This is a genomic window from Nitratireductor arenosus (assembly GCF_009742725.1).
GTDB classification, from domain to species: domain Bacteria; phylum Pseudomonadota; class Alphaproteobacteria; order Rhizobiales; family Rhizobiaceae; genus Mangrovimarina; species Mangrovimarina arenosa.
On sequence record NZ_WPHG01000004.1, the window covers coordinates 86,980 to 107,545 of the forward strand.

Here is a 20,566-nt window from a genome sequence, read left to right on the forward strand (position 1 = left end):
AAGGATTTCTCGCGCAATGCGGCGAAGAAATCAACTATTTATTAAGGATATGCGGCAGCTTGCTTACGTTAACGTAAACAAGACGGTCGCTCCTTCATCCAGTTGCCGGGACAAACCGCCTCACGCCGCCGCCGAAACGACGCGGTTGCGTCCGCCGTTCTTGGCCTCGTAAAGGGCGAGGTCGGCCCGCTTGACGAGCCCGGCGGCGGTATCGGCCGTACCGTCGAGCGCGGCGATGCCGGCGCTGACCGTCAGCCGCACCGCGACCTGGTCCGGCCCGACGGCGAACGGCGCCGCCTCGATCTCGGCGCGCACACGCTCGCCGATCCTGGCCGCCGCCCGCGCGTCGGTGTCGGGCATGGCGACGACGAACTCCTCGCCGCCATAACGGCAGGCAAGGTCGATGCCGCGCACGTTTCTGCGCAACCTTTCAGCGAACTCGCGCAGCACCTCGTCGCCGCCGTCGTGGCCGTAGGTGTCGTTGACGGTCTTGAAGCAGTCGAGATCGGTGATCATCACCGACAGGGGACGCCCGCCCGCCTTGGCGCGCTCGACCAGCGTTTCGAGATGGCTGTCGAGATAGCGGCGGTTGTGCAGCCCGGTCAGCCCGTCGGTGACCGCCATGGCGATGGTTTCGGTGACGTTGGCGCGCAGGCGGTCATTATAGCGCTTGCGCCGCACCTGGGTGCGCAGCCGCGCGGTCAGCTCCTGGCGGTCGAGCGGCCGCACGATATAGTCGTTGACGCCGAGCTCGAGCGCACGGGTGACGCGTTGCTGTTCGTCCTTCTCGGCGACCAGGATGATGGGTACGAACCGGGTGCGGTCGAGAGAGCGCAATTGCGCGCACAACCGCAGCGGGTCGAAACGCGCGAAGCCGGTCGACACCAAAACACAGTCGAAATTACCCTCCGCGATCTGGAAACACGCGGCCTGCGGGTCGGGCTGGACCGATGGCGTCACATAGGAAGACAGCAGCCCGGCGACCTCTCCGGCCGCTCGCGTATCGTCGTCCACCACAAGCACGCGCGGGCTCTCCTCGTCGCCCGCGACGGTGTCGGCAAGCAGGGGTTCGATGCCGATATTGCGCGTCGTCGTCGCGCGCAGGCGCAACTCGTCGGACAACATTTTCAGGCGCACCAGGCTCTTGACCCGGGTCAGCAGTTGGAGATCGTTGACCGGCTTGGTCAAAAAATCATCGGCGCCGGCTTCCAGCCCGCGAATGCGGTCGGTGACCTGGTCGAGCGCGGTGACGATGACGACGGGAATATGCGCGGTAAGCGGATCCTGCTTGAGCCGGTGGCAGACTTCGAAACCGTCCATCTCCGGCATCAGAATGTCGAGCAGCACCACGTCGACCTTGCCGGTCTGGCACAGTTTCAGGGCCTCGGGACCGGAGGTCGCCGTCAGCACCTCGAAATACTCCGCCAGAAGCCGCGCCTCCAGCAGTTTCAAGGTGGCGGGAATGTCGTCGACGACGAGGATGCGTGCGGTCATGGTCCGGTTCCGTTCGGTCGGCGTGGATGCGCGTTCGTCAGGCGTCGCCCAGATAGGATTTGATCGTCTCGATGAACTTGCCAACCGAGATCGGCTTGGAGATATAGGCCTCGCAGCCGCCCTGCCGGATGCGCTCCTCATCGCCCTTCATGGCGAAAGCGGTCACGGCGATGACAGGGATGGAATGAAGGTCGTCATCCTCCTTCAGCCATTTCGTGACTTCCAGGCCGGACACTTCCGGCAGCTGGATGTCCATCAAAATCAGGTCCGGCCGATGCTGGCGCGCGAGATCGAGCGCTTCAAGCCCGTTGCGCGTGCGTACCGTGGCATACCCGCTGGCCTCGATCAGGTCGCGGAAGAGCTTCATGTTAAGCTCGTTGTCCTCGACGATCATCACTGTCTTCGACATGCTCGCCCCACCCTGACGACAGGTTTTCGGACCACGTTGCCGGCACATGAGCCGGAAAAGCGCGATTCTCCCATAAGACAGGCTATCGCGATTTGATTGACGAAAGGCAAACCCGTCCGCACGGCCTGCCCGAACCTCGGCTTGCCTGCCGGCGGGCAAGCGGCTAGGTCTGACCGCATCCACCGATCCGGACGATGCCCATGCCCGCCACAGCCAGTCCTCATAACGCCGAAGCGCTCGCCATCCAGGCGCTCGGCTTCGTTGCCGCCGACCCGGTGCTTTTGCCGCGCTTCCTCGCGCTCACCGGCATCGAGGCGACCGATATCCGGCGCGCGGCGGCCGAGCCCGGCTTTCTGGCCGGCGTGCTGACCTTCATTCTCGCCCACGAGCCGACATTGACCGCGTTTTGCGAGGCGCGCGACATCGATCCGGCCGCGGTCGGCAGGGCACAACGCGCCCTGCCCGGCGGCGACGAACACGATCAGGCTTCGACATGAGCGACGATCCCGAAACCGCGCGCCAGATCGCCGAACTGGCGCGCGACCCACGCCCGCTGCTGGTGCTCGATGTCGACGACGTGATCCTGGAATTCATCCGGCCGTTCCCGCGCTTCCTTGCCGCGCAGGGCTTCGCGCTGGGGATGGAAACCTTCCGGCTGCACGGCAACGTCACCGAGATCGACACCGGCGCGGTGGCCGACCGGGAGACCGTTTCGGGTCTGCTTACAGCCTTCTTCGCCGCCCAGGCCGAGTGGCAGACCATGACGACAGGCGCCACCGAGGCGCTCGAAACGCTGTCGGTCGGGGCCGAGATCGTGCTTTTGACCGCCATGCCGCACCGTCACCGTACGGTACGCCGTGCCCATCTCGATGCGCTCGGGCTCGCATATCCGCTGCTGACCACCGAAATGGCCAAGGGCCCGGCGATCGCCGCGCTCAGGGGCGACAAGAAGCGGCCGGTCGCCTTCGTCGACGACCTTCCCCACAATCTGGCCTCGGCCCGCGCCAGCGTCGCCGACGCGCATCTGTTCCATCTGATGTCCGACAACTCGCTGCGCCGGCTGCTGCCGCCGCCGGCCGATGGCATCGCGGTGGTCGATGACTGGCCGGACGCCACGCCGAAAATCGCGGGCGCGCTGCGGCTTTGAACTCGCGGCGGCGGCCGCGTCGCCGATGGCGAAACCGTCGCTACAACACCATGCGCATCAGGGGGCGGCCGGCCTTGCGCTCGGCCACGCGCTCGAAGCCGGCCTTTTCGAAAACGCGGGCCGAACCGACGAACAGGCCGACCGGGCGCGCGCTTTTGGATTCGGTTATCGGGCAGGCATCGATCAGCCGCGCGCCGCCGGCCCGCGCATGATCGATGCCGGCTGTGACCAGAAGATGGGTAAGACCCTGGCCGCGCGCCCTGGCGCGGACGAAAAAACACGACACCGCCCAGACCCCGGCATCGTCGCGTTCGTCCGGCGAAAGCGGCGCCGAGACGCGGCCTTGATTGTTCCATTCGGGCACGTCGGCGCGCGGGCCGATCTGCATCCAGCCCATGGCGATGCCGTCCTCGATCGCGATCAGGCCGGGCGGCGGCCCGGTCTCGACGCGGGTCATGAAATGCGCGCGGTTGCTTTCGCGGTTGTTTTGCCGCCGCGTGGCCGGCGGCAGGCGAAAATGCGTGCACCAGCAGCCGTAACAGGCACCCTGGCGGCCAAACAAATCCTCCAGCGCCGGCCACAATTCGGCTGTCAGCGGCTCGATCCGTGTGGCCATGCGATCCCCTTCCAGGCCGCTTGTCTCACGGGCCCGTCTCAATTACTATTTGGTTTGTTCCGCTTATGTTCGCAGCCATGACGTTTGCTGTCAACGATCCCGAGGCCGGTTTTTGCCGCGACTGCCTGCGCCCGCAGGCGGATGCGGCGGCGCGGCGCTGCGCGGCGTGCGGCAGCCCAAGGCTGCTGCGCCACGCCGAACTCCACCGGCTTTCGATCGCCCATATCGACTGCGACGCATTTTACGCCGCGGTGGAAAAGCGCGACCGGCCCGAATTGCGCGACCGGCCGCTGATCATCGGCGGCGGCAAACGCGGCGTGGTCTCGACGGCCTGCTACATCGCCCGCATCAAGGGCGTGCGTTCGGCGATGCCGATGTTCAAGGCGCTGGAGGCCTGTCCCGAGGCGGTGGTGATCAAGCCAGACATGGAAAAATATGTCCTGGTCGGGCGCGAGGTGCGCCGGATGATGCAGGCGTTGACGCCGCTGGTCGAGCCGATCTCGATCGACGAAGCCTTTCTCGACCTGTCCGGCACCCAGAAACTGCACGGCATGGCGCCGGCGATCGTTTTGGCGCGGTTCGCGCGCCAGGTCGAACGCGAGGTCGGCATCACGGTCTCGGTGGGGCTGTCCTATTGCAAATTTCTCGCCAAGGTAGCCTCCGACTTCAACAAGCCGCGCGGCTTCGCCGTCATCGGCGAGGCCGAGGCGCTCGATTTTCTGGCCGAACAGCCGGTAACGCTGATCTGGGGCGTCGGCAAGGCGTTCGCCGCCACGCTGGCGCGGGACGGCATCACCCAGATCGCGCAGTTGCAGACGATGGAGCGCGGCACGCTGATGAAACGCTACGGCACGATGGGCGACCGGCTCTACCATCTCGCCCGCGGCCAGGACACGCGCCGGGTGCATGCCGAGCACGGCGCGAAGAGCGTTTCGGCCGAAACCACTTTCGACATCGATCTCGCCGCGCCCGGAGACCTGGTGCCGGTGCTGCGCGCGCTGTCGGAAACGGTCTCGGCACGGCTGAAGAAAGCCGGCATCGCCGGACACACGGTGACGCTGAAGCTGAAGACGCACGATTTCAAGATCCGCACCCGCAACCGGCGGCTTTCCGACCCGACGCGGCTCGCCGACCGGATTTTTTCGACCGGGCTCGGGCTTCTGGAGAAAGAGACCGACGGCACCCGCTACCGGCTGATCGGCATCGGGGTAGCCGACCTTGCGCCCGACGACCGCGCCGATCCCTCGGATCTGGTCGACACGGCGGCGCGCAAGCGCGCGCTCGCCGAGGGTGCCGTCGACGTCCTTCGGGAAAAATTCGGCAAGAAAGCCGTGGAGACCGGCTACACGTTCGGCAAGGGCAATCGCGGCCGCCCGCAGCGGGAGGGCTGAATGGCAAGGCCGGCTTTCGACCACGCCCTTGAATAAGCCGCAATTAACGCCTATCTAGGTGTTATCGTTATTTGGGCCAGGTTTGGCTTTTCGCGGCGTCAGAGGCTTTCGACCCGCCATTCTCATTCCAGAAATCGATATTTTTCTCTCACGCGGCGCGGCATGATCGCGGCGCATCGTTTCCAAGGAATGACTGCATGCCTACCGGTACCGTAAAATTCTACAATGGCCAAAAAGGCTTTGGCTTCATCACCCGCGAAGATGGCGAAAAGGACGTGTTCGTCCACATCAGCGCGCTCGATCGGGCCGGCCTCGGCGGTCTGGTTGAAGGCCAGAAGCTCGAATTCGACCTCGAAGACGACGGCCGGGGACGCCAGTCCGCGGCGAACCTCAAGGTCATGTAACACGCGCCGGACATGGGAGCTGACCACGGATGTACTGGCAGTTTCCTTTCCGGATCGCGCGCCGGCGCAAGCCGGCACCAGGAAGCGGGGAATGATTCCCCGCTTTTTTGTTGGCCAAGGCCAACCCGCATATCAGGAGTGATCGTGATGGCCAAAGGCCAGCAACGCAGCAACCGGGAAGTCAGGAAGCCGAAGAAGGACAAGAAACCGCAGGCGGCGGCCGCGCCGTTCGGATCGGCGGTCAAGCTGGCCGCCAACACCAACGCGACCGGCACACGCACGCCGAAGAAATAGCGGCCGCCGTCCCGCGCGCGCCGCCACATAAGAGGAATTGCCCGCCCCGTTGCCGGAGCGCGGCCGATATCATCCGGAGCGCGTCCAGAAAAGCCGGATCGCCGAAGACACACCATCTATTCGTTATACGCAATTCCGGACGCAAAACCGCTTCGCACTTTTTTGGAATTGCTCTAACCAGCTCAAAGGATCGATCGATGCGCTCCATCTCCGACTTTACCGCCGCTCCCCGATCACGGTCGACCTCGACCAAGGCCGAACAGACCACGGCGGTCGCGCAGTCGATCATCCAGGAAGAAGTCACGGCCCGCGACAAGAAAACCGCCCGGCTGCGCAAGCTGCGCCTGGCGATGGCGGAAAAGGAGGCCGGCACGGTCAAGGCCGCGCCGGCGCGCGCCAGGCGCGCGCCGCGCAAAAAGCAGGCGGCCTCCTGACGAGCCAGGCGCCGAGGGCCGGTTTCCCGCGCGGGCCGATCCTTAAAAACGCTCCCCCTCTTGCACGATCCGACGCCTGGCTTTGCCAGGACGTCGAGTTGCGGTTTGGCCCTTCGATCAGCGGGGGCCGATCTCCCTCTTGTCTTTTCCAGGCCCTCGCCAGGCTTTGCCCGCGCAAGCGCAGGAAAGACGTTCCCTCGCAAGGTGGAGGCAGGGCGCGGCGGCCGGCCGCTACACCAGTTCGACCTCGACCACGCCGGGCACGGCGCGCAGCGCCGAGGCAATTTGCGGCGAGATACGGTAGCGCTCGGGAAGCGCGATCTCGACCTCGCCGGCCCCGCCCGGCTTGATCAGCACCAGCGACACCTCGCCCTCGCCGCGCTGGCCGAGCTGGTTGGCGAGCGCGGAAACCGGGCCGGAATCGCGCAGATAGATCCGTAGCGCCTTTTGCAGCCGGCTTGCCTCGTCCTCCAGGGACTGCACGGTCTGGATGCGCAGGTTGACGCCCTCCGGCCGGTCCTCGGCGGCAACCGTGATGACCACCGAGCGGCCGGCCTCGAGCAGGTCGCGGAACTGGGCCAGCGCCTCGGAAAACAGCACCGCCTCGAACTGGCCGCTGACGTCGGAGAAATTGACCACGCCCATCTTGTTGCCGGTGCGGGTCTTGCGCTCCTGTTTCGAGGTGACGGTGCCGGCCAGCCGCCCGGCGGACGCGCCGCGTTTGACGGCGGCGGAAAATTCCGTCCAGCTCTGCACCCGCATCTTCTTGAGCGCGTCCTTGTATTCGTCGAGCGGGTGGGCGGAGAGATAAAACCCGACAACCTGGAATTCGCGGTGCAGCTTGTCGGCCGGCAGCCAGGGCGCGGCGTCGGGCAGGCGCAGGCGCTCCGGTTCGCCGGCGAGCGCAGCGCCGAAAATATCGGACTGGCCCGAGAGCGCGTTTTCGGCCGCGCGCTGGGCAAGCCCCATCATCAGTTCCACGCCGGCAAACAGCGCCGCGCGCTCGCGCCCGAAACAGTCGAGCGCGCCGGCCTGGACCAGGCTTTCGAAGACGCGCTTGCCGACGATGCGCGGATCGACCCGGCCAGAAAAATCCTCCAGGCTTGAAAACGGTTTTTCGCGGCGTTTTTCGACGATGTGCTCGACGGCGGCGTCGCCCACCCCCTTGATGGCGGCCAGCGAATAGAAGATGCGGTTGTCGCCGACTTCGAAATCCCGGTGCGAGGTCTGCACCGAGGGCGGCACGACCTCGATGCCGAGGCGGATGGCGTCCTGGCGGAAATCGGCCAGCTTGTCGGTGTTGCCCATGTCGAGCGTCATCGAGGCGGCCAGGAACTCGACCGGATGATGCGCCTTCAGATAGGCGGTCTGGTAGGACACGATCGCATAGGCGGCGGCGTGCGACTTGTTGAAGCCGTAATCGGCGAACTTGGCCAGAAGGTCGAAGATGAAGTCGGCCTGCTGCTTGCCGACGCCGCGCTCGGTCGCGCCGTCGACGAAAACCGCGCGCTGCTTTTCCATCTCGGCGCGGATCTTCTTGCCCATGGCGCGGCGCAGAAGGTCGGCCTGTCCGAGCGTGTAGCCGGCCAGTTCCTGGGCGATCTGCATCACCTGTTCCTGGTAGACGATGACGCCCTGCGTCTCCTTGACCAGATGATCGATCTTGGGATGGATCGAGGCGATCTCCTCCTCGCCGTGCTTGCGCGCGTTGTAGGTGGGGATGTTTTCCATCGGGCCGGGGCGGTAGAGCGCGACCAGGGCGATGATGTCCTCGATGCGATCCGGTTTCATGCCGATCAGCGCCTTGCGCATGCCGGCCGATTCCACCTGGAAGATGCCGACCGTCTCGCCGCGCGCCAGCATGGCGTAGGTGTCGGGATCGTCGAGCGGGATTTTCGACAGATCGATCTCGATGCCCTTGCGGCGGATGAGCCTGACCGCCGTTTCCAGCACGGTCAGCGTCTTCAGGCCGAGAAAGTCGAACTTGACCAGTCCGGCATCCTCGACCTTCTTCATGTTGAACTGGGTGACCGGCATGTCGGAGCGCGGATCGCGATACATCGGCACCAGTTCCGAGAGCGGCCGGTCGCCGATCACGATGCCGGCGGCATGGGTGGAGGCGTGGCGGTAGAGCCCCTCCAGCTTCTGCGCCATCTCCAGCAGTTGCTCGACGATCGGCTCCTTTTCCAGCTCTTCCTGGAAGCGCGGCTCGGCGGCGATCGCATCGGCGAGCTTGACCGGATTGGCCGGGTTGGCCGGCACCATCTTGGTCAACCGGTCGACCAGCCCGTAGGGCATCTGCAGGACGCGGCCGACATCGCGCAGCACCGCACGCGCCTGCAAGGTGCCGAAGGTGATGATCTGGGCGACCTGGTCGCGGCCGTATTTATCCTGGACGTAGCGGATGACCTCGTCGCGCCGGTCCTGGCAGAAATCGATGTCGAAATCGGGCATCGACACGCGGTCGGGATTGAGAAAACGCTCGAACAGCAGCGAAAAGCGCAACGGATCGACATCAGTGATGGTGAGCGCGTAGGCGACCAGCGAACCCGCGCCCGAGCCGCGGCCGGGGCCAACGGGAATGTCGTGCGCCTTGGCCCATTTGATGAAGTCGGCGACGATCAGAAAGTAGCCCGGATATTTCATCCGCTCTATGATGGAGAGCTCGTGCTCGAGGCGCTGGCTGTAGTCCTGTTCGCCATAGCCCGCGCTCAGGCCGAGCGTGTGAATTCGGTTGGCCAGACCCTCGCGCGCCTGACGCTTCAGTTCCTCGGCCTCCGCCTTTTCGGCCGCCTCCGCGTCCTCGCCTGAATCGGCGGCGAAACGCGGCAGGATGGGGGCGCGGTTTTTCGGATAGTAAGAGCAGCGCAGCGCGATCTCGACAGTATTGTCGATCGCTTCCGGCAGATCGGAAAACAGCGCCGCCATCTCGGCCTGGCTTTTGAGATAGTGATCGGGGGTGAGCTTGCGGCGCTCGTCGACGGCGATCACCGTGCCCTCGGCGATCGCGATCAGCGCGTCGTGCGCCTCGTAATCCTCGCGGGCGGGAAAAAACGCCTCGTTGGTGGCCACCAGCGGCAAATCGTGCCGGTAGGCGAGATCGATCTGGGCCGCCTCGACGGCCCGGTCATAACCCTCGTGGCGCTGCAGCTCGACATAAAGCCGGTCGCCGAACAGATCGCGCAGATGCAGCAGCCGAGCTTCCGCCAGCGGTGCGTGGTCGGCGACAAGCGCGCGGCCGATCGGCCCGTTCGCACCGCCGGTCAGGCAGATCAGGCCGGGCGCGCTCTCGGCGAGCCAGCCGGTCGTGACGTGGACGGGCGCACCGGCCGGCGTTTCCAGATAGGCGCGGCTGACCAGCCGCACCAGATTGGCGTAACCGGTCTCGTCGGCTGCGATCAGCACCAGCCCGGCAAGGTCGGGGCGAGTGTCGCGGGCGGAGCGTTGACTGGACGCGTCCTCGCCTTCGAAAAACGTGTCGAGCTGGCAGGCCATGATCGGCTGGATACCGTCCTTGACCGCCTTCTGGGCGAATTCGAGCGCGCCGAACAGATTATTGGTGTCGGCGATCGCGATCGCCGGTGCACAATCCTTGACGGCGTGGCCGACGATCTTGCCGATCGGCAGCGCGCCTTCCAGCAGGGAATAGGCCGAATGCACACGCAAATGGATGAAGGGCCGCGCGGCCGGCGCCGGCGCGGCCGCGGCCTGCATGGCGGCGCGCAAGAGCGGATCGCGCGGGGGGCGTGGGGATGCCATCGGTGGGTCTCTCGTTCGCTGTGGTCGGACTCGGGTCCTCGCGGCGGATTGTTTCCGATCGCGCGGCATCGGTCGAGAGGCAGGGCGCGCTTTGTCACAAGGTTCATGACACCGGCGCGCAGTTTGCGGATTTATGACGCAATGAACCCCGCGAGCCGGCACCAAGGCGCGGGCTTGCGGGGTCCATTGCGGTTGCTTGCCCGGCCTTTGCGCGCACCGGGATCGTGGTGCGCGACGGCGCCGCGCCTACTCGAACTCCATGATGACGGCGTCGACGGACAGGCTGTCGCCGGCGACCGCATTGACCTTGAGCACGGTCAGGTCGCGTTCGGCGCGCAGCACGTTTTCCATCTTCATCGCCTCGACCACGGCCAGCGTCTCGCCGGCCTTGACCTCCTGGCCTTCCGTCACCGCGATCGACACGACCAGGCCCGGCATCGGGCACAACAGCATGTTGGAGGTGTCGGGCGGCAGTTTTTTCGGCATCAACCGGTCGAGTTCGGCGGTACGCGGCGGCATGGCGCGCGCGTTCACCGCAAGCCCCTGCCAGGCGATGCGCATGCCGTTCAGCACCGGCCGCAACTGTGCGATGACGCGCCGCCCGCCGACCCGCCCCTTCCAAACGATCTCGCCCGGCCGCCACGACGAGGCCACGGTCACCGGCTCACCGCCCTCCACCTGGACGTCGACCTCCAGCGGCAGCGAAATCATGCCCTCGGCGATGGAGACGGAAACATAGTCGTCGTCGAGCCTGACCACCCAGTCCGGCTTGGTCGCGCCGGAATGCGGCGCCAACCGTCCGCACAACCTGTCGAGGCGGTCCTTGCGCAGCAATTCAACCGACAGCGACACCGCGGCCAGGATCGCCTTTTCCTCGTCATTGGGTTTTGCGGGGGCGAACCCGTCGGGATATTCCTCGGCGATGAAGCCGGTCGACAGCCGCCCCTCGCGCCAGCGCGGATGGCGCATCAGGGCTGACAAGAAGGGAATGTTGTGCTCGATGCCGTCGACGACGAATTCGTCGAGCGCATCCGACATCGCCTCGATCGCGGTCGCCCTGTCGGGCGCCCAGGTACACAATTTGGCGATCATCGGATCGTAGAACATCGAAATTTCCGCGCCCTCGGTGACGCCGGTGTCGTTGCGCACGACGACATCGCCATGGCGCCCCTCGGACGGCGGGCGATAGCGCGTCAGGCGGCCGATCGAGGGCAGGAAATTGCGGTAGGGATCCTCGGCGTAGAGCCGGCTCTCGATCGCCCAGCCGTTCAGCCGGATGTCGTCCTGGGAAAGCGCCAGCTTTTCGCCGGCGGCGACGCGGATCATCTGTTCGACCAGATCGATGCCGGTCACGAGCTCGGTCACCGGATGCTCGACCTGAAGCCTGGTGTTCATCTCCAGGAAGAAGAAATTGCGGTCCTTGTCGACGATGAACTCGACCGTGCCGGCGCTCTGATAGTCGACGGCGCGGGCCAGCGCCACGGCCTGCGCGCCCATGGCGGCGCGGGTCTTTTGGTCGAGAAAGGGCGACGGCGCCTCTTCGACCACCTTCTGGTTGCGGCGCTGGATGGAGCATTCGCGTTCGCCGAGATGGATGGCGTTGCCATGGGCATCAGCCAGCACCTGGATCTCGATATGGCGTGGCTCGACGATGAATTTTTCGATGAATATGCGGTCGTCGCCGAACGAGCTTCTGGCCTCGGAACGGGCGCGGTCGAAGCCATCGCGCACCTCATCCCTGGTCCAGGCGATGCGCATGCCCTTGCCGCCGCCGCCGGCCGAGGCCTTGATCATTACCGGATAGCCGATCTCATCGGAGATCCGCTCGGCATGATCGGCATCCTCGATTTCGCCGAGGAAGCCGGGCACTGTGCTGACCTTGGCCTCGTTGGCGAATTTCTTCGATTCGATCTTGTCGCCCATGGCGCGAATCGCTCGCGGCTTGGGGCCGATGAAAACGATGCCGTCGGCTTCAAGCGCCTCGCAGAAGGACGCGCGCTCCGACAAGAAACCATAACCAGGGTGAACCGCCTCGGCTCCGGTCTCTTTGCAGGCGGCGATGATCCTATCGGCGACGAGATAGCTGTCGGCCGCGGGCGGCGGCCCGATATGCACCGCCTCGTCGGCCATCTCGACGTGGACGGCGTCACGATCGGCGTCGGAATAGACGGCGACGGTGGCGATGCCCATCCTCCTCGCCGTCTTGATGACGCGGCAGGCGATCTCGCCGCGATTGGCGATCAAAATCTTCTTGAACATCGAACAGGCGTCCCCTCCGGATGGAGTGTTCTTTTAGGGAATAGCGCGGCCGGTCTCAAGCTACCGCCGCGATCGGCCTTGCCTAAAAATGACGCCGCGCCGAACAGGCCGATCCCGATCGAAACCTTGGCCAGGATGCGGATGCGGCGCCCGGTCGCGTGGGTGAGTGCGATCGAGCCGAGCGTGCGGATGACGACGGTTGCCGGGTTTCGACCGACCGACACCTGCAATATCGCCGCATGAAACCCGGCGACGGCCGCCCGCCCAGCGACACGCGCCGTTCGACCGTGTTCGGGCGACGACGATCTTCAATTGACTCGCATCCGAGAAAGTTGAAACCTTCGCTCTTCTGGCGGGAAAACCCGACCAGGGGCCGCGGTTGCGGATGACTGATCGATCCGACCGAGGCACCATAATAATGCGGGAGGAAAGCTCATGACGTTCAAGAACCTCGTATTGGCCGGCGCGGCTGTCGCGACGGTGGCGCTGCCCGGGGCGGCCTCGGCCGCGACAGAGATACAATGGTGGCACGCCTTCACCGGCCGGCTTGGCGATCTGCTGGCCGAGCAGGTCGAAAAATTCAATGCCTCCCAATCCGACTACACCGTCGTTGCCTCACACAAGGGTAATTATTCCGAGGCGCTGAATGCCGGCATCGCTGCCTTCCGGGCCGGCGAACAGCCGCACATCCTGATGGTGTTCGAGGTCGGAACCGCCACCATGATGGCGGCAGAGGGCGCGATCAAGCCGGTTTACGAGGTGATGGCCGAAGGCGGCGCGCCGTTCGACGCAGACGCCTATCTGGGCGCGGTCAAGGGCTATTACACCACGCCGGACGGCCAGATGCTGTCGCTGCCCTACAATTCCTCGACGCCGGTGCTGTACGTCAACCGCGACGCGCTGGAGGGCGCCGGGCTCGATCCCGACATGGATCTGTCGACGTGGGAAAAGGTCGGCGAGGCGCTCGACACCCTGAAAGCATCCGGCCATGGCTGCCCGCTGACCACCGCATGGCAGAGCTGGGTGCATCTGGAAAACCTGTCCGCCTACCACAACGTTCCCTTCGCCACGAAGGAAAACGGCTTCACCGGGCTCGACACCGAGCTCGCCTTCAACGGCCCGGTGCAGGTCAAGCATATCGACGCGATGGGGCAATGGGCCAAGGACGGCAAGTTCGTCTATGCCGGGCGGCGCAACGAGGGCGGCGCCAATTTCCGCGGCGGCGAATGCGCGTTCTTTACCGAATCCTCGGCCGGCTATGCGGGCGTGAAGGCGGAGGCGGAGTTCGATTTCGAGATCCGTCCCCTGCCCTATTGGTCCGACGTCGACGGCGCCCCGCAAAACACCATTATCGGCGGCTCGTCGCTGTGGGTCCTGTCCGGGCACGAGCCGGAGGAATATAAAGGCGTCGCCGCCTTCCTGAGCTTCCTGTCGACCGCCGACATCCAGGCCAAGTGGCATCAGGACACAGGCTACCTGCCGATCACCACCGCGGCTTATGAAAAGACCAAGGCGGACGGTTTTTACGACGCCAATCCCGGCACCGACGTCGCCATCATCCAGATGACCGGCAAGGCGCCGACGGGCAATTCGAAGGGCCTCAGGCTCGGCAGTTTCGACCAGATCCGCACCATAATCGACGAGGAGCTGGAAGCGGTGTGGTCGGGCGACAAGGCCGCCCAGGCCGCGCTCGACAATGCGGTGGAACGCGGCAATCAGCTTTTGCGCCGCTTCGAACAGGCCAACCGCTGACACAGTCGTGAACCCGCGCGGGGACGGCGTTTCGCCGCCCTCGCGCCTGCCGTGGCCGCATTATGGAAAAACGCGTCACCTTCAAGGGATGGACCCTGCCGCTGCTGCTTGTCCTGCCGCAGGTGGTGGTGACGGCGGTGTTCTTCTTCTGGCCGGCCGGCCAGGCGATCTACCAGTCGGCCTTCATTCCCGACCCGTTCGGCCTGCGTACGCAGTTTGTCGGTTTCGGCAATTTCATCTTCCTGCTCACCGACCCGTATTATCTGGCCTCGTTCCGCACGACGGCGGTGTTTTCCGTCCTGGTGACAGTCGTCTCGATGGCGACCGCGCTGTGGCTGGCGGTGATGGCCGACCGGATCATCAAGGGCTCGGGCACCTATCGCACCTTGCTGATCTGGCCCTACGCAGTGGCGCCGGCCGTCGCCGGCGTGCTGTGGCTGTTCATGTTCAACCCGAATGTAGGGCTGGTGAGCTGGTATCTCGACGTGCTGGGCTACAACTGGAACCATGTCCTCAACGGCAACGAGGCGATGGCGCTGGTAGTTCTGGCATCGGCCTGGGGGCGCATCAGCTATAATTTCCTGTTCTTCCTGGCCGGGCTGCAGGCGATCCCGAAAAGCGTGATCGAGGCGGCGGCGATCGACGGGGCCCGCTTCTGGAAGCGGTTCTGGACCATCATCTTCCCGCTTTTGTCGCCGACGACGTTTTTTCTCCTGGTGGTCAACATCGTCTACGCCTTCTTCGAGACCTTCGGCGTCATCCACACGATTACTGCCGGCGGGCCGCGCCAGGACACCACCATCCTGGTCTACAAGGTCTATGCCGACGGGTTCGTCGGCCAGGATCTCGGCTCCTCGGCGGCGCAGTCGGTGATCCTGCTGGTGGTGGTCGGCGCGCTGACCATCATCCAGTTCCGCTACATCGAAAGACGGGTGCACTATTGATGTCGGGCATGGTGGAAAAGACCGGCCGCGGCCTGTGGCTCACCCATCTGGGGCTGATCGTCGGCCTCGCCTTCATCTGCTTTCCGATCTATCTGGCCTTCGTCGCCTCGACGGTGGAGCAGCAGGATATCGTGCGCCCGCCCATGCCGCTGCTGCCCGGCGACAAGTTTTACGAAAACTACCGCGACGCGCTGCTTTCGGGGGTCAACGCGCCGGTGTGGCGCATGCTGGTCAACTCCACCGTGATGGCGCTCGGCATCGCGCTCGGCAAGATCCTGATCTCGCTGCTGTCGGCGTTCGCCATCGTCTATTTCCGCTTCCCGGCCCGCAAACTGTTCTTCTGGCTGATCTTTCTCACCCTGATGCTGCCGGTCGAGGTCCGCATCGTGCCGACCTACGAGGTGGCGGCGAATTTCGGCATGCTGAACAGCTATTCCGGCCTGATCCTGCCCCTGATCGCCTCGGCGACCGCGACTTTCCTGTTCCGCCAGTTCTTCATGACCGTGCCGGACGAACTCGCCGAGGCCGCGCGGGTGGACGGCGCCAAGCCGATGCGGTTTTTCTTCGACATCCTGTTGCCGATGTCGCGCACCAACATCGCCGCGCTGTTCGTCATCCTGTTCATCTACGGCTGGAACCAGTATTTGTGGCCGCTCCTGGTGACCACGGATCCGTCGATGAACACCATCGTCATGGGCATCAAGCAGATGTTTCCCTCCGGCGACGACCTCGCCAACTGGCCGGTGATCATGGCGACCGCGATCCTGGCGATGATCCCGCCGGTGGCCGTGGTGATCTTCATGCAGAACCTGTTCATCAAGGGTCTGATCGAGACCGAGAAATAGGGCGCCGATGTCGACGATCAGCCTGAAATCGATCCGCAAATCCTACGGCAAGACCGAGGTCATCCACGGTATCGACGCCGAGATCGCCGATGGCGAACTGATTGTCATCGTCGGCCCGTCGGGTTGCGGGAAGTCGACGCTTTTGCGCATGGTCGCGGGGCTGGAAACCGTCACCAGCGGCGAGATCGCCATTGACGGCAAGCGGGTCAACGATCTCGAGCCGATGGATCGCAACGTCGCCATGGTGTTCCAGAGCTACGCGCTTTATCCGCATATGAGCGTGTTCGACAACATGGCCTACGGGCTGAAGATCGCCGGCAGGCCGAAGGCGGAGATTGCCGAGCGCGTGGCGAAAGCCGCCCAGATGCTGCAGCTGGAGGAATTCCTGCAGCGCAGGCCGCGCGAATTGTCGGGCGGCCAGCGCCAGCGCGTGGCGATGGGCCGGGCGATCGTGCGCAAGCCGGCGGCGTTTTTGTTCGACGAGCCGCTGTCCAATCTCGACGCCAAGCTGCGCGTGCAAATGCGCCTTGAAATCAAAGGGTTGCAGCGCGATCTTGGCGTGACTTCCCTCTATGTCACCCATGACCAGGTCGAGGCGATGACGCTTGCCGACCGGATGATCGTGATGAATGCCGGCGTGGCCGAGCAGATCGGCGCGCCGCTCGACGTCTACCAGGACCCCGAAACGGTGTTCGTCGGCGGCTTCATCGGCTCGCCGCCGATGAATTTCATCGCGCCGCGCGAATTCGCCGGCCCCGACACGGATCTGCCCGACCCGCTGGCGCGCGCAGTCGCGGCGGGCGGCGAGAATATGCTGGTCGGGCTGCGGCCCGAACACATGGCGCTGTGCGCGGCCGGCGAGGCGATGCTGACCGGCACGATGCGGTATGTCGAGCCGCTGGGCGCCGAAACCCTCGTCCATGTCGCGCTCGGCGACGGCACCCAGATCACGGTGCGCCAGGAGGGCATCGCCGAGGTGCCGGAGACCGGCGCGACCTGCCCCATGCGTTTCGATCCGGCCTATCTGTGCCTGTTCGACGGCAACGGCAAACGCATCAGGACCGGCGGCTGACATCCCGGCCCCGCGGCGACGAGCAGCGGACGGCTTGAAGACGGCGCGATTTCCTGAAACCCTGCCCGGAGCGAATGCGAAGGAGTTAGGCCATGAAGACACGAGCGGCTGTTGCGGTTGGGGCGGGCAAGCCGCTTGAGGTGATGGAGGTCGATCTTGAGGGGCCGCGGGCCGGCGAGGTTCTGGTCGAGATCAAGGCGACGGGTATCTGCCACACCGACGAGTTCACGCTGTCGGGCGCCGATCCGGAGGGGATTTTTCCGGCGATCCTCGGCCATGAGGGCGCCGGCGTGGTGGTCGATGTCGGGCCGGGCGTGGAAAGCCTGAAAAAGGGCGACCACGTCATCCCGCTTTATACGCCCGAATGCCGCCAGTGCCCGTCCTGCCTGTCGCAGAAGACCAATCTGTGCACCGCGATCCGCGCCACGCAAGGGCAAGGCCTGATGCCCGACGGCACCAGCCGGTTCTCGATCGGCAAGGACAAGATCCACCACTATATGGGCTGCTCGACCTTTTCGAACTTCACCGTGCTGCCCGAGATCGCGCTGGCCAAGGTCCATCCGGACGCGCCGTTCGACAAGATCTGCTATATCGGCTGCGGGGTCACCACCGGCATCGGCGCCGTCATCAACACGGCAAAGGTCGAGATCGGCGCCACGGCGGCCGTGTTCGGGCTGGGCGGCATCGGCCTGAACGTCATCCAGGGCCTGCGGCTGGCCGGCGCCGACCGGATCATCGGCGTCGACCTCAACAACGACAAGAAGGCGTGGGGCGAGAAATTCGGCATGACGCATTTCGTCAACCCGACGGAAGTCGACGACGTGGTGGCCGAGATCGTCAACATGACCAAGCGCGGCGCCGACCAGATCGGCGGGGCCGACTACACGTTCGACTGCACCGGCAATGTCAAGGTGATGCGCCAGGCGCTGGAAAGCGCCCATCGCGGCTGGGGCGAGAGCATCGTCATCGGGGTCGCCGGCGCCGGCCAGGAGATTTCGACCCGGCCGTTCCAGCTCGTCACCGGCCGCACCTGGAAGGGCACCGCCTTCGGCGGCGCCAGGGGCCGCACCGACGTGCCGAAGATCGTCGACTGGTACATGGACGGCAAGATCGAGATCGACCCGATGATCACCCACACACTCGCCCTCGACGAGATCAACACAGGCTTCGACCTCATGCACAAGGGCGAAAGCATCAGAAGCGTCGTGGTGTACTGAAACCGCGGAGGCGAAAGCCTCCAGCCCAGCCATCTCCCGCCGGCAGCCCGTGACCCGGCAGCCGCCGCAATCGCCCGGAGCGCCACGGGGCGCGCCATCGCAGCTCAACGAGACGACATGGACCGCGACACATCCCAATCAACCATCACCCCGGCGATCCTGGTCGACGCCGATGCCTGCCCGGTGAAGGAGGAGGTGATGCGGGTGGCCGAGCGCCACGGGCTCGTCGTTACCTTCGTGGCCAATGGCGGCTTGCGGCCGTCGCGCGATCCGATGGTGCGCCACGTGGTGGTGGCCAAGGGCGCGGACGCGGCCGATGACTGGATCGTGGACCACGCGGCCAAAAACGACATCGCGGTAACCGCCGACATTCCGCTCGCCGCCCGGCTAGTGGCGAAAGAGGTTCACGTTCTGGGCCCGACCGGCAAACCCTTCAGCGAAGCCTCGATCGGCATGGCGCTCGCCATGCGCGATTTGAAGCAGCATCTGCGCGAGACCGGCGAGATCAAGGGTTATAATCGCGGCTTTTCGGCCCGCGACCGCTCCGCTTTCCTGGGCGCGCTCGACAGAAGCGTGCGCCAGGCGCTCAACGCCGCGCGTCAGGCGCCCCCTTCCCCGACTGCGCCGGCCTGAGGCGACAACACACGCGCCGAGAACGGGTCGCAGCTGCGGAAAAGCCGCGCCGGCGCGGCCGCGCACCCGGCGGGGGTTTGGAATCGCGCGTTGCCATGTTAGGACCAAGCCCTTCCCGCCGCCGCACGCTCGGCGAAGCACGCCCTTTTTTCAAACCAGACGACCGGCCCCATGCGCCGGCAGAGACTTGATGAGCATGAAAACAGTTTCGACGGCAAAATCCCACGGCGGCATCCAAGGCGTTTATACGCACGCATCCGCAAGTTGCGCCTGCGACATGACTTTCGCGGTATTCGTGCCGCCGCAGGCGGCCGAGGCGCCCTGCCCGGTGATGTGGTACCTGTCGGGCCTGACCTGCACGCACCAGAACGTCATGGACAAGGGCGAGTATCGCCGCCTTGCCGCCGAACTCGGGCTGATCGTGGTGTGTCCCGACACCAGCCCGCGCGGCGAAACCGTGCCCGACGACGCGCAGGACTGGCAGTTCGGCTCCGGCGCCGGTTTCTACGTCGATGCCACGCAAGCGCCCTACGATGCGCATTATCGCATGTATTCCTACGTCACCGAGGAACTGCCGGCGCTGATTGCCCAAAATTTTCCCGCCGATATGAACCGCCAGGGAATTTTCGGGCATTCGATGGGCGGGCACGGCGCGCTGACCGTGGCGCTGAAAAACCCGAAGCGCTTCAAGAGCTGCTCGGCCTTCGCACCGATCGTCAGCCCGTCGACTTCGGACTGGTCGAAAAAAGCCTTCGAACGGTATCTCGGCGCGGATGAGGACGCCTGGCGCGTCCACGATGCCTGCCTGCTGATCGAGGACGGCCACCGCTTCGGCGAGATTATGGTCGACCAGGGCACTGCGGACGGATTCCTCGAGGAAGGGCTGAAGCCGTGGCTGCTGGAAGAGGCCTGCAAGAAGGCCGGCATATCGCTCACCCTGCGCATGCAGGAGGGTTACGACCATTCCTATTTCTTCATCTCCACCTTCATGGAGGACCATTTGCGCTGGCACGCGCAGCGTCTTGCCTAGGGTCAATCGCGACCTGCAATGACGCTTGGCGTGCTTCCCGCCCCGGCCAGCGCAGTTAGGATAAAACCGAAACCGAAGCCCAGGAGGCAGAAGATTTCATGGCCGTCGTCACATCGATACACCGCCGCGCGCCCGACACCGATACCTTTGGCGGGCGGCTGTCACGCACGCGTGACTCGCTCGGCCTGAGCACGGGCCAGCTCGCCCGCCGCGTCGGCGTCAAGCAAAAGACGATCGAGCAATGGGAAAGCGACCGCTCGGAACCGGGCGTGGAACGGCTGTCGTTGCTCGCCGGCGTTCTGAACGTCAACATGATCTGGCTGCTGCACGGCGTCGGCGACGCGCCCGAGGACGATATCGGCCCCGACCCCTATGCCGCGATCACGGCGCAGCTCGAGCGCCTCAAGCGCATGCATGAGGACACCGGCCGCATCATCGAGCGCGTCCAACGCGAACTCGGCCGGCTCGAAGACGAGCGCTGAGGCAAACGGTCCCTCCGAGGCCGGCCGCACCGCGGCATTCCCTCCACCCGGCCCGGCTGCCAGGTCACCGCGCCCAGGGTGCGACCGGCGCCGTCGGCCTCTCCCCAGATTGCCCGGCGCGCGCCTCGTGACAAGGCGATAACACTAGGGTAAGGTCCGCCTCGTCTCGGGCCGAAAGCCCGGCCTGCTTGCGGGAGAGAGCCGTTTACGGCCGCCGAAGGGGAAATCGCCCGAAATCTCTCAGGCAAAAGAACCGCAGCAGGTCAAGACGCTCTGGAAAGTCGGGGGGTGATCCCCGCGCCGAAGGTGTAAGCGCCGCCGACAGAGTTCCGGCAGTGCGAGTCTCTCAGGCTTCCGACAGAGGGGCGCGATTCGTCCGTCACA

General features: G+C 65.2%; 19 protein-coding genes and 1 riboswitch. Of the genes, 14 read left to right on the plus strand and 5 right to left on the minus strand.

All coding sequences use genetic code 11. The features are described 5' to 3' along the window. Nucleotides 1-120 precede the first annotated feature (120 nt). Both GN330_RS16925 and GN330_RS16930 read right to left on the minus strand, forming a co-directional pair. Nucleotides 121-1,494: a PleD family two-component system response regulator gene (locus tag GN330_RS16925; protein ID WP_156713904.1), complete on the minus strand. Its 1,374-nt coding sequence runs from the start codon at nucleotides 1,492-1,494 to the stop codon at nucleotides 121-123. A gap of 37 nt (nucleotides 1,495-1,531) precedes the next feature. Continuing rightward, nucleotides 1,532-1,903, minus strand: coding sequence for a response regulator (locus tag GN330_RS16930; protein ID WP_156713905.1), 372 nt, complete (start codon nucleotides 1,901-1,903; stop codon nucleotides 1,532-1,534). Between the two features lie 194 nt (nucleotides 1,904-2,097). Between GN330_RS16930 and GN330_RS16935 the strand changes: the two genes are divergently transcribed. Beyond that, nucleotides 2,098-2,400, plus strand: a complete 303-nt coding sequence (locus GN330_RS16935; protein ID WP_425487178.1) for a DUF3572 domain-containing protein — start codon at nucleotides 2,098-2,100, stop codon at nucleotides 2,398-2,400. After that, nucleotides 2,397-3,050, plus strand: a complete 654-nt coding sequence (locus tag GN330_RS16940) for a hypothetical protein (RefSeq protein WP_156713907.1) — start codon at nucleotides 2,397-2,399, stop codon at nucleotides 3,048-3,050. The genes GN330_RS16935 and GN330_RS16940 overlap by 4 nt, the downstream gene beginning before the upstream one ends. A 40-nt stretch (nucleotides 3,051-3,090) precedes the next feature. Here GN330_RS16940 and GN330_RS16945 read toward each other — a convergent pair whose 3' ends face one another. After that, complete coding sequence (locus GN330_RS16945) at nucleotides 3,091-3,666, minus strand: GNAT family N-acetyltransferase (RefSeq protein WP_156713908.1); 576 nt, start codon at nucleotides 3,664-3,666, stop codon at nucleotides 3,091-3,093. 65 nt (nucleotides 3,667-3,731) lie between these two features. Between GN330_RS16945 and GN330_RS16950 the strand changes: the two genes are divergently transcribed. From GN330_RS16950 to GN330_RS16960, 4 genes are all read left to right on the plus strand, one after another. Continuing rightward, complete coding sequence (locus GN330_RS16950) at nucleotides 3,732-5,057, plus strand: DNA polymerase IV (RefSeq protein ID WP_156713909.1); 1,326 nt, start codon at nucleotides 3,732-3,734, stop codon at nucleotides 5,055-5,057. Nucleotides 5,058-5,254: 197 nt separating this feature from the next. Further along, nucleotides 5,255-5,461 carry a cold-shock protein gene (locus tag GN330_RS16955; RefSeq protein WP_156713910.1) on the plus strand — a complete coding sequence of 69 codons (207 nt, stop codon included), beginning with the start codon at nucleotides 5,255-5,257 and terminating at the stop codon, nucleotides 5,459-5,461. A 147-nt stretch (nucleotides 5,462-5,608) separates the two neighbouring features. Further along, nucleotides 5,609-5,755 (plus strand): hypothetical protein, encoded by a 147-nt coding sequence (locus GN330_RS23520; protein WP_197435211.1) that lies wholly within the window; start codon nucleotides 5,609-5,611, stop codon nucleotides 5,753-5,755. 197 nt (nucleotides 5,756-5,952) lie between these two features. Further along, complete coding sequence (locus tag GN330_RS16960) at nucleotides 5,953-6,189, plus strand: hypothetical protein (protein WP_156713911.1); 237 nt, start codon at nucleotides 5,953-5,955, stop codon at nucleotides 6,187-6,189. A gap of 231 nt (nucleotides 6,190-6,420) precedes the next feature. Here the strand turns inward: GN330_RS16960 and dnaE are convergent, their stop codons facing one another. Together dnaE and GN330_RS16970 are read right to left on the minus strand one after the other, a co-directional pair. Then, entirely contained in the window at nucleotides 6,421-9,903 is a 3,483-nt protein-coding gene (gene dnaE, locus GN330_RS16965) for a DNA polymerase III subunit alpha (RefSeq protein ID WP_246188745.1), read from the minus strand. A 291-nt stretch (nucleotides 9,904-10,194) separates the two neighbouring features. Continuing rightward, the gene (locus tag GN330_RS16970) at nucleotides 10,195-12,207 is read right to left on the minus strand and encodes an acetyl-CoA carboxylase biotin carboxylase subunit (RefSeq protein ID WP_156713913.1); all 2,013 of its coding nucleotides are present in this window, start codon (nucleotides 12,205-12,207) and stop codon (nucleotides 10,195-10,197) included. A 435-nt stretch (nucleotides 12,208-12,642) separates the two neighbouring features. On the opposite strand from GN330_RS16970, the gene ugpB reads away from it, so the two are divergent. The 8 genes from ugpB to GN330_RS17010 all read left to right on the plus strand — a co-directional run bounded on the left by ugpB (nucleotide 12,643) and on the right by GN330_RS17010 (nucleotide 20,182). Then, nucleotides 12,643-13,959, plus strand: coding sequence for a sn-glycerol-3-phosphate ABC transporter substrate-binding protein UgpB (ugpB, locus tag GN330_RS16975; RefSeq protein ID WP_156713914.1), 1,317 nt, complete (start codon nucleotides 12,643-12,645; stop codon nucleotides 13,957-13,959). Between the two features lie 62 nt (nucleotides 13,960-14,021). After that, a complete protein-coding gene (gene ugpA / locus GN330_RS16980; RefSeq protein ID WP_156713915.1) occupies nucleotides 14,022-14,903 on the plus strand; it encodes a sn-glycerol-3-phosphate ABC transporter permease UgpA in 882 nt (293 codons plus the stop codon). An 8-nt stretch (nucleotides 14,904-14,911) separates the two neighbouring features. Then, on the plus strand, nucleotides 14,912-15,748 hold the full coding sequence (gene ugpE, locus GN330_RS16985; RefSeq protein WP_156714265.1) for a sn-glycerol-3-phosphate ABC transporter permease UgpE: 837 nt from the start codon (nucleotides 14,912-14,914) through the stop codon (nucleotides 15,746-15,748). Nucleotides 15,749-15,755: 7 nt separating this feature from the next. Continuing rightward, nucleotides 15,756-16,820, plus strand: a complete 1,065-nt coding sequence (gene ugpC / locus GN330_RS16990) for a sn-glycerol-3-phosphate ABC transporter ATP-binding protein UgpC (protein ID WP_156713916.1) — start codon at nucleotides 15,756-15,758, stop codon at nucleotides 16,818-16,820. 92 nt (nucleotides 16,821-16,912) lie between these two features. Next, nucleotides 16,913-18,037: an S-(hydroxymethyl)glutathione dehydrogenase/class III alcohol dehydrogenase gene (locus tag GN330_RS16995; RefSeq protein ID WP_156713917.1), complete on the plus strand. Its 1,125-nt coding sequence runs from the start codon at nucleotides 16,913-16,915 to the stop codon at nucleotides 18,035-18,037. Nucleotides 18,038-18,154: 117 nt separating this feature from the next. After that, nucleotides 18,155-18,670 carry a YaiI/YqxD family protein gene (locus GN330_RS17000; RefSeq protein WP_156713918.1) on the plus strand — a complete coding sequence of 172 codons (516 nt, stop codon included), beginning with the start codon at nucleotides 18,155-18,157 and terminating at the stop codon, nucleotides 18,668-18,670. Between the two features lie 196 nt (nucleotides 18,671-18,866). Continuing rightward, the gene (gene fghA / locus GN330_RS17005; RefSeq protein ID WP_197435233.1) at nucleotides 18,867-19,700 is read left to right on the plus strand and encodes an S-formylglutathione hydrolase; all 834 of its coding nucleotides are present in this window, start codon (nucleotides 18,867-18,869) and stop codon (nucleotides 19,698-19,700) included. A 98-nt stretch (nucleotides 19,701-19,798) separates the two neighbouring features. Then, the gene (locus tag GN330_RS17010; RefSeq protein WP_156713920.1) at nucleotides 19,799-20,182 is read left to right on the plus strand and encodes a helix-turn-helix domain-containing protein; all 384 of its coding nucleotides are present in this window, start codon (nucleotides 19,799-19,801) and stop codon (nucleotides 20,180-20,182) included. A gap of 180 nt (nucleotides 20,183-20,362) precedes the next feature. Beyond that, nucleotides 20,363-20,448, plus strand: a riboswitch (glycine riboswitch). The last annotated feature ends 118 nt before the right edge of the window (nucleotides 20,449-20,566 follow it).

What these genes read in the sequence shown, in the direction of transcription:
- GN330_RS16925 (WP_156713904.1), bottom strand. Translation starts at nt 1,494, where the DNA reads ATGACCGCACGCATCCTCGTCGTCGACGACATTCCCGCCACCTTGAAA.
- GN330_RS16930 (WP_156713905.1), bottom strand. Translation starts at nt 1,903, where the DNA reads ATGTCGAAGACAGTGATGATCGTCGAGGACAACGAGCTTAACATGAAG.
- GN330_RS16935 (WP_425487178.1), top strand. Translation starts at nt 2,098, where the DNA reads ATGCCCATGCCCGCCACAGCCAGTCCTCATAACGCCGAAGCGCTCGCC.
- GN330_RS16940 (WP_156713907.1), top strand. Translation starts at nt 2,397, where the DNA reads ATGAGCGACGATCCCGAAACCGCGCGCCAGATCGCCGAACTGGCGCGC.
- GN330_RS16945 (WP_156713908.1), bottom strand. Translation starts at nt 3,666, where the DNA reads ATGGCCACACGGATCGAGCCGCTGACAGCCGAATTGTGGCCGGCGCTG.
- GN330_RS16950 (WP_156713909.1), top strand. Translation starts at nt 3,732, where the DNA reads ATGTTCGCAGCCATGACGTTTGCTGTCAACGATCCCGAGGCCGGTTTT.
- GN330_RS16955 (WP_156713910.1), top strand. Translation starts at nt 5,255, where the DNA reads ATGCCTACCGGTACCGTAAAATTCTACAATGGCCAAAAAGGCTTTGGC.
- GN330_RS23520 (WP_197435211.1), top strand. Translation starts at nt 5,609, where the DNA reads ATGGCCAAAGGCCAGCAACGCAGCAACCGGGAAGTCAGGAAGCCGAAG.
- GN330_RS16960 (WP_156713911.1), top strand. Translation starts at nt 5,953, where the DNA reads ATGCGCTCCATCTCCGACTTTACCGCCGCTCCCCGATCACGGTCGACC.
- dnaE (WP_246188745.1), bottom strand. Translation starts at nt 9,903, where the DNA reads ATGCAGGCCGCGGCCGCGCCGGCGCCGGCCGCGCGGCCCTTCATCCAT.
- GN330_RS16970 (WP_156713913.1), bottom strand. Translation starts at nt 12,207, where the DNA reads ATGTTCAAGAAGATTTTGATCGCCAATCGCGGCGAGATCGCCTGCCGC.
- ugpB (WP_156713914.1), top strand. Translation starts at nt 12,643, where the DNA reads ATGACGTTCAAGAACCTCGTATTGGCCGGCGCGGCTGTCGCGACGGTG.
- ugpA (WP_156713915.1), top strand. Translation starts at nt 14,022, where the DNA reads ATGGAAAAACGCGTCACCTTCAAGGGATGGACCCTGCCGCTGCTGCTT.
- ugpE (WP_156714265.1), top strand. Translation starts at nt 14,912, where the DNA reads ATGGTGGAAAAGACCGGCCGCGGCCTGTGGCTCACCCATCTGGGGCTG.
- ugpC (WP_156713916.1), top strand. Translation starts at nt 15,756, where the DNA reads ATGTCGACGATCAGCCTGAAATCGATCCGCAAATCCTACGGCAAGACC.
- GN330_RS16995 (WP_156713917.1), top strand. Translation starts at nt 16,913, where the DNA reads ATGAAGACACGAGCGGCTGTTGCGGTTGGGGCGGGCAAGCCGCTTGAG.
- GN330_RS17000 (WP_156713918.1), top strand. Translation starts at nt 18,155, where the DNA reads ATGGACCGCGACACATCCCAATCAACCATCACCCCGGCGATCCTGGTC.
- fghA (WP_197435233.1), top strand. Translation starts at nt 18,867, where the DNA reads ATGAAAACAGTTTCGACGGCAAAATCCCACGGCGGCATCCAAGGCGTT.
- GN330_RS17010 (WP_156713920.1), top strand. Translation starts at nt 19,799, where the DNA reads ATGGCCGTCGTCACATCGATACACCGCCGCGCGCCCGACACCGATACC.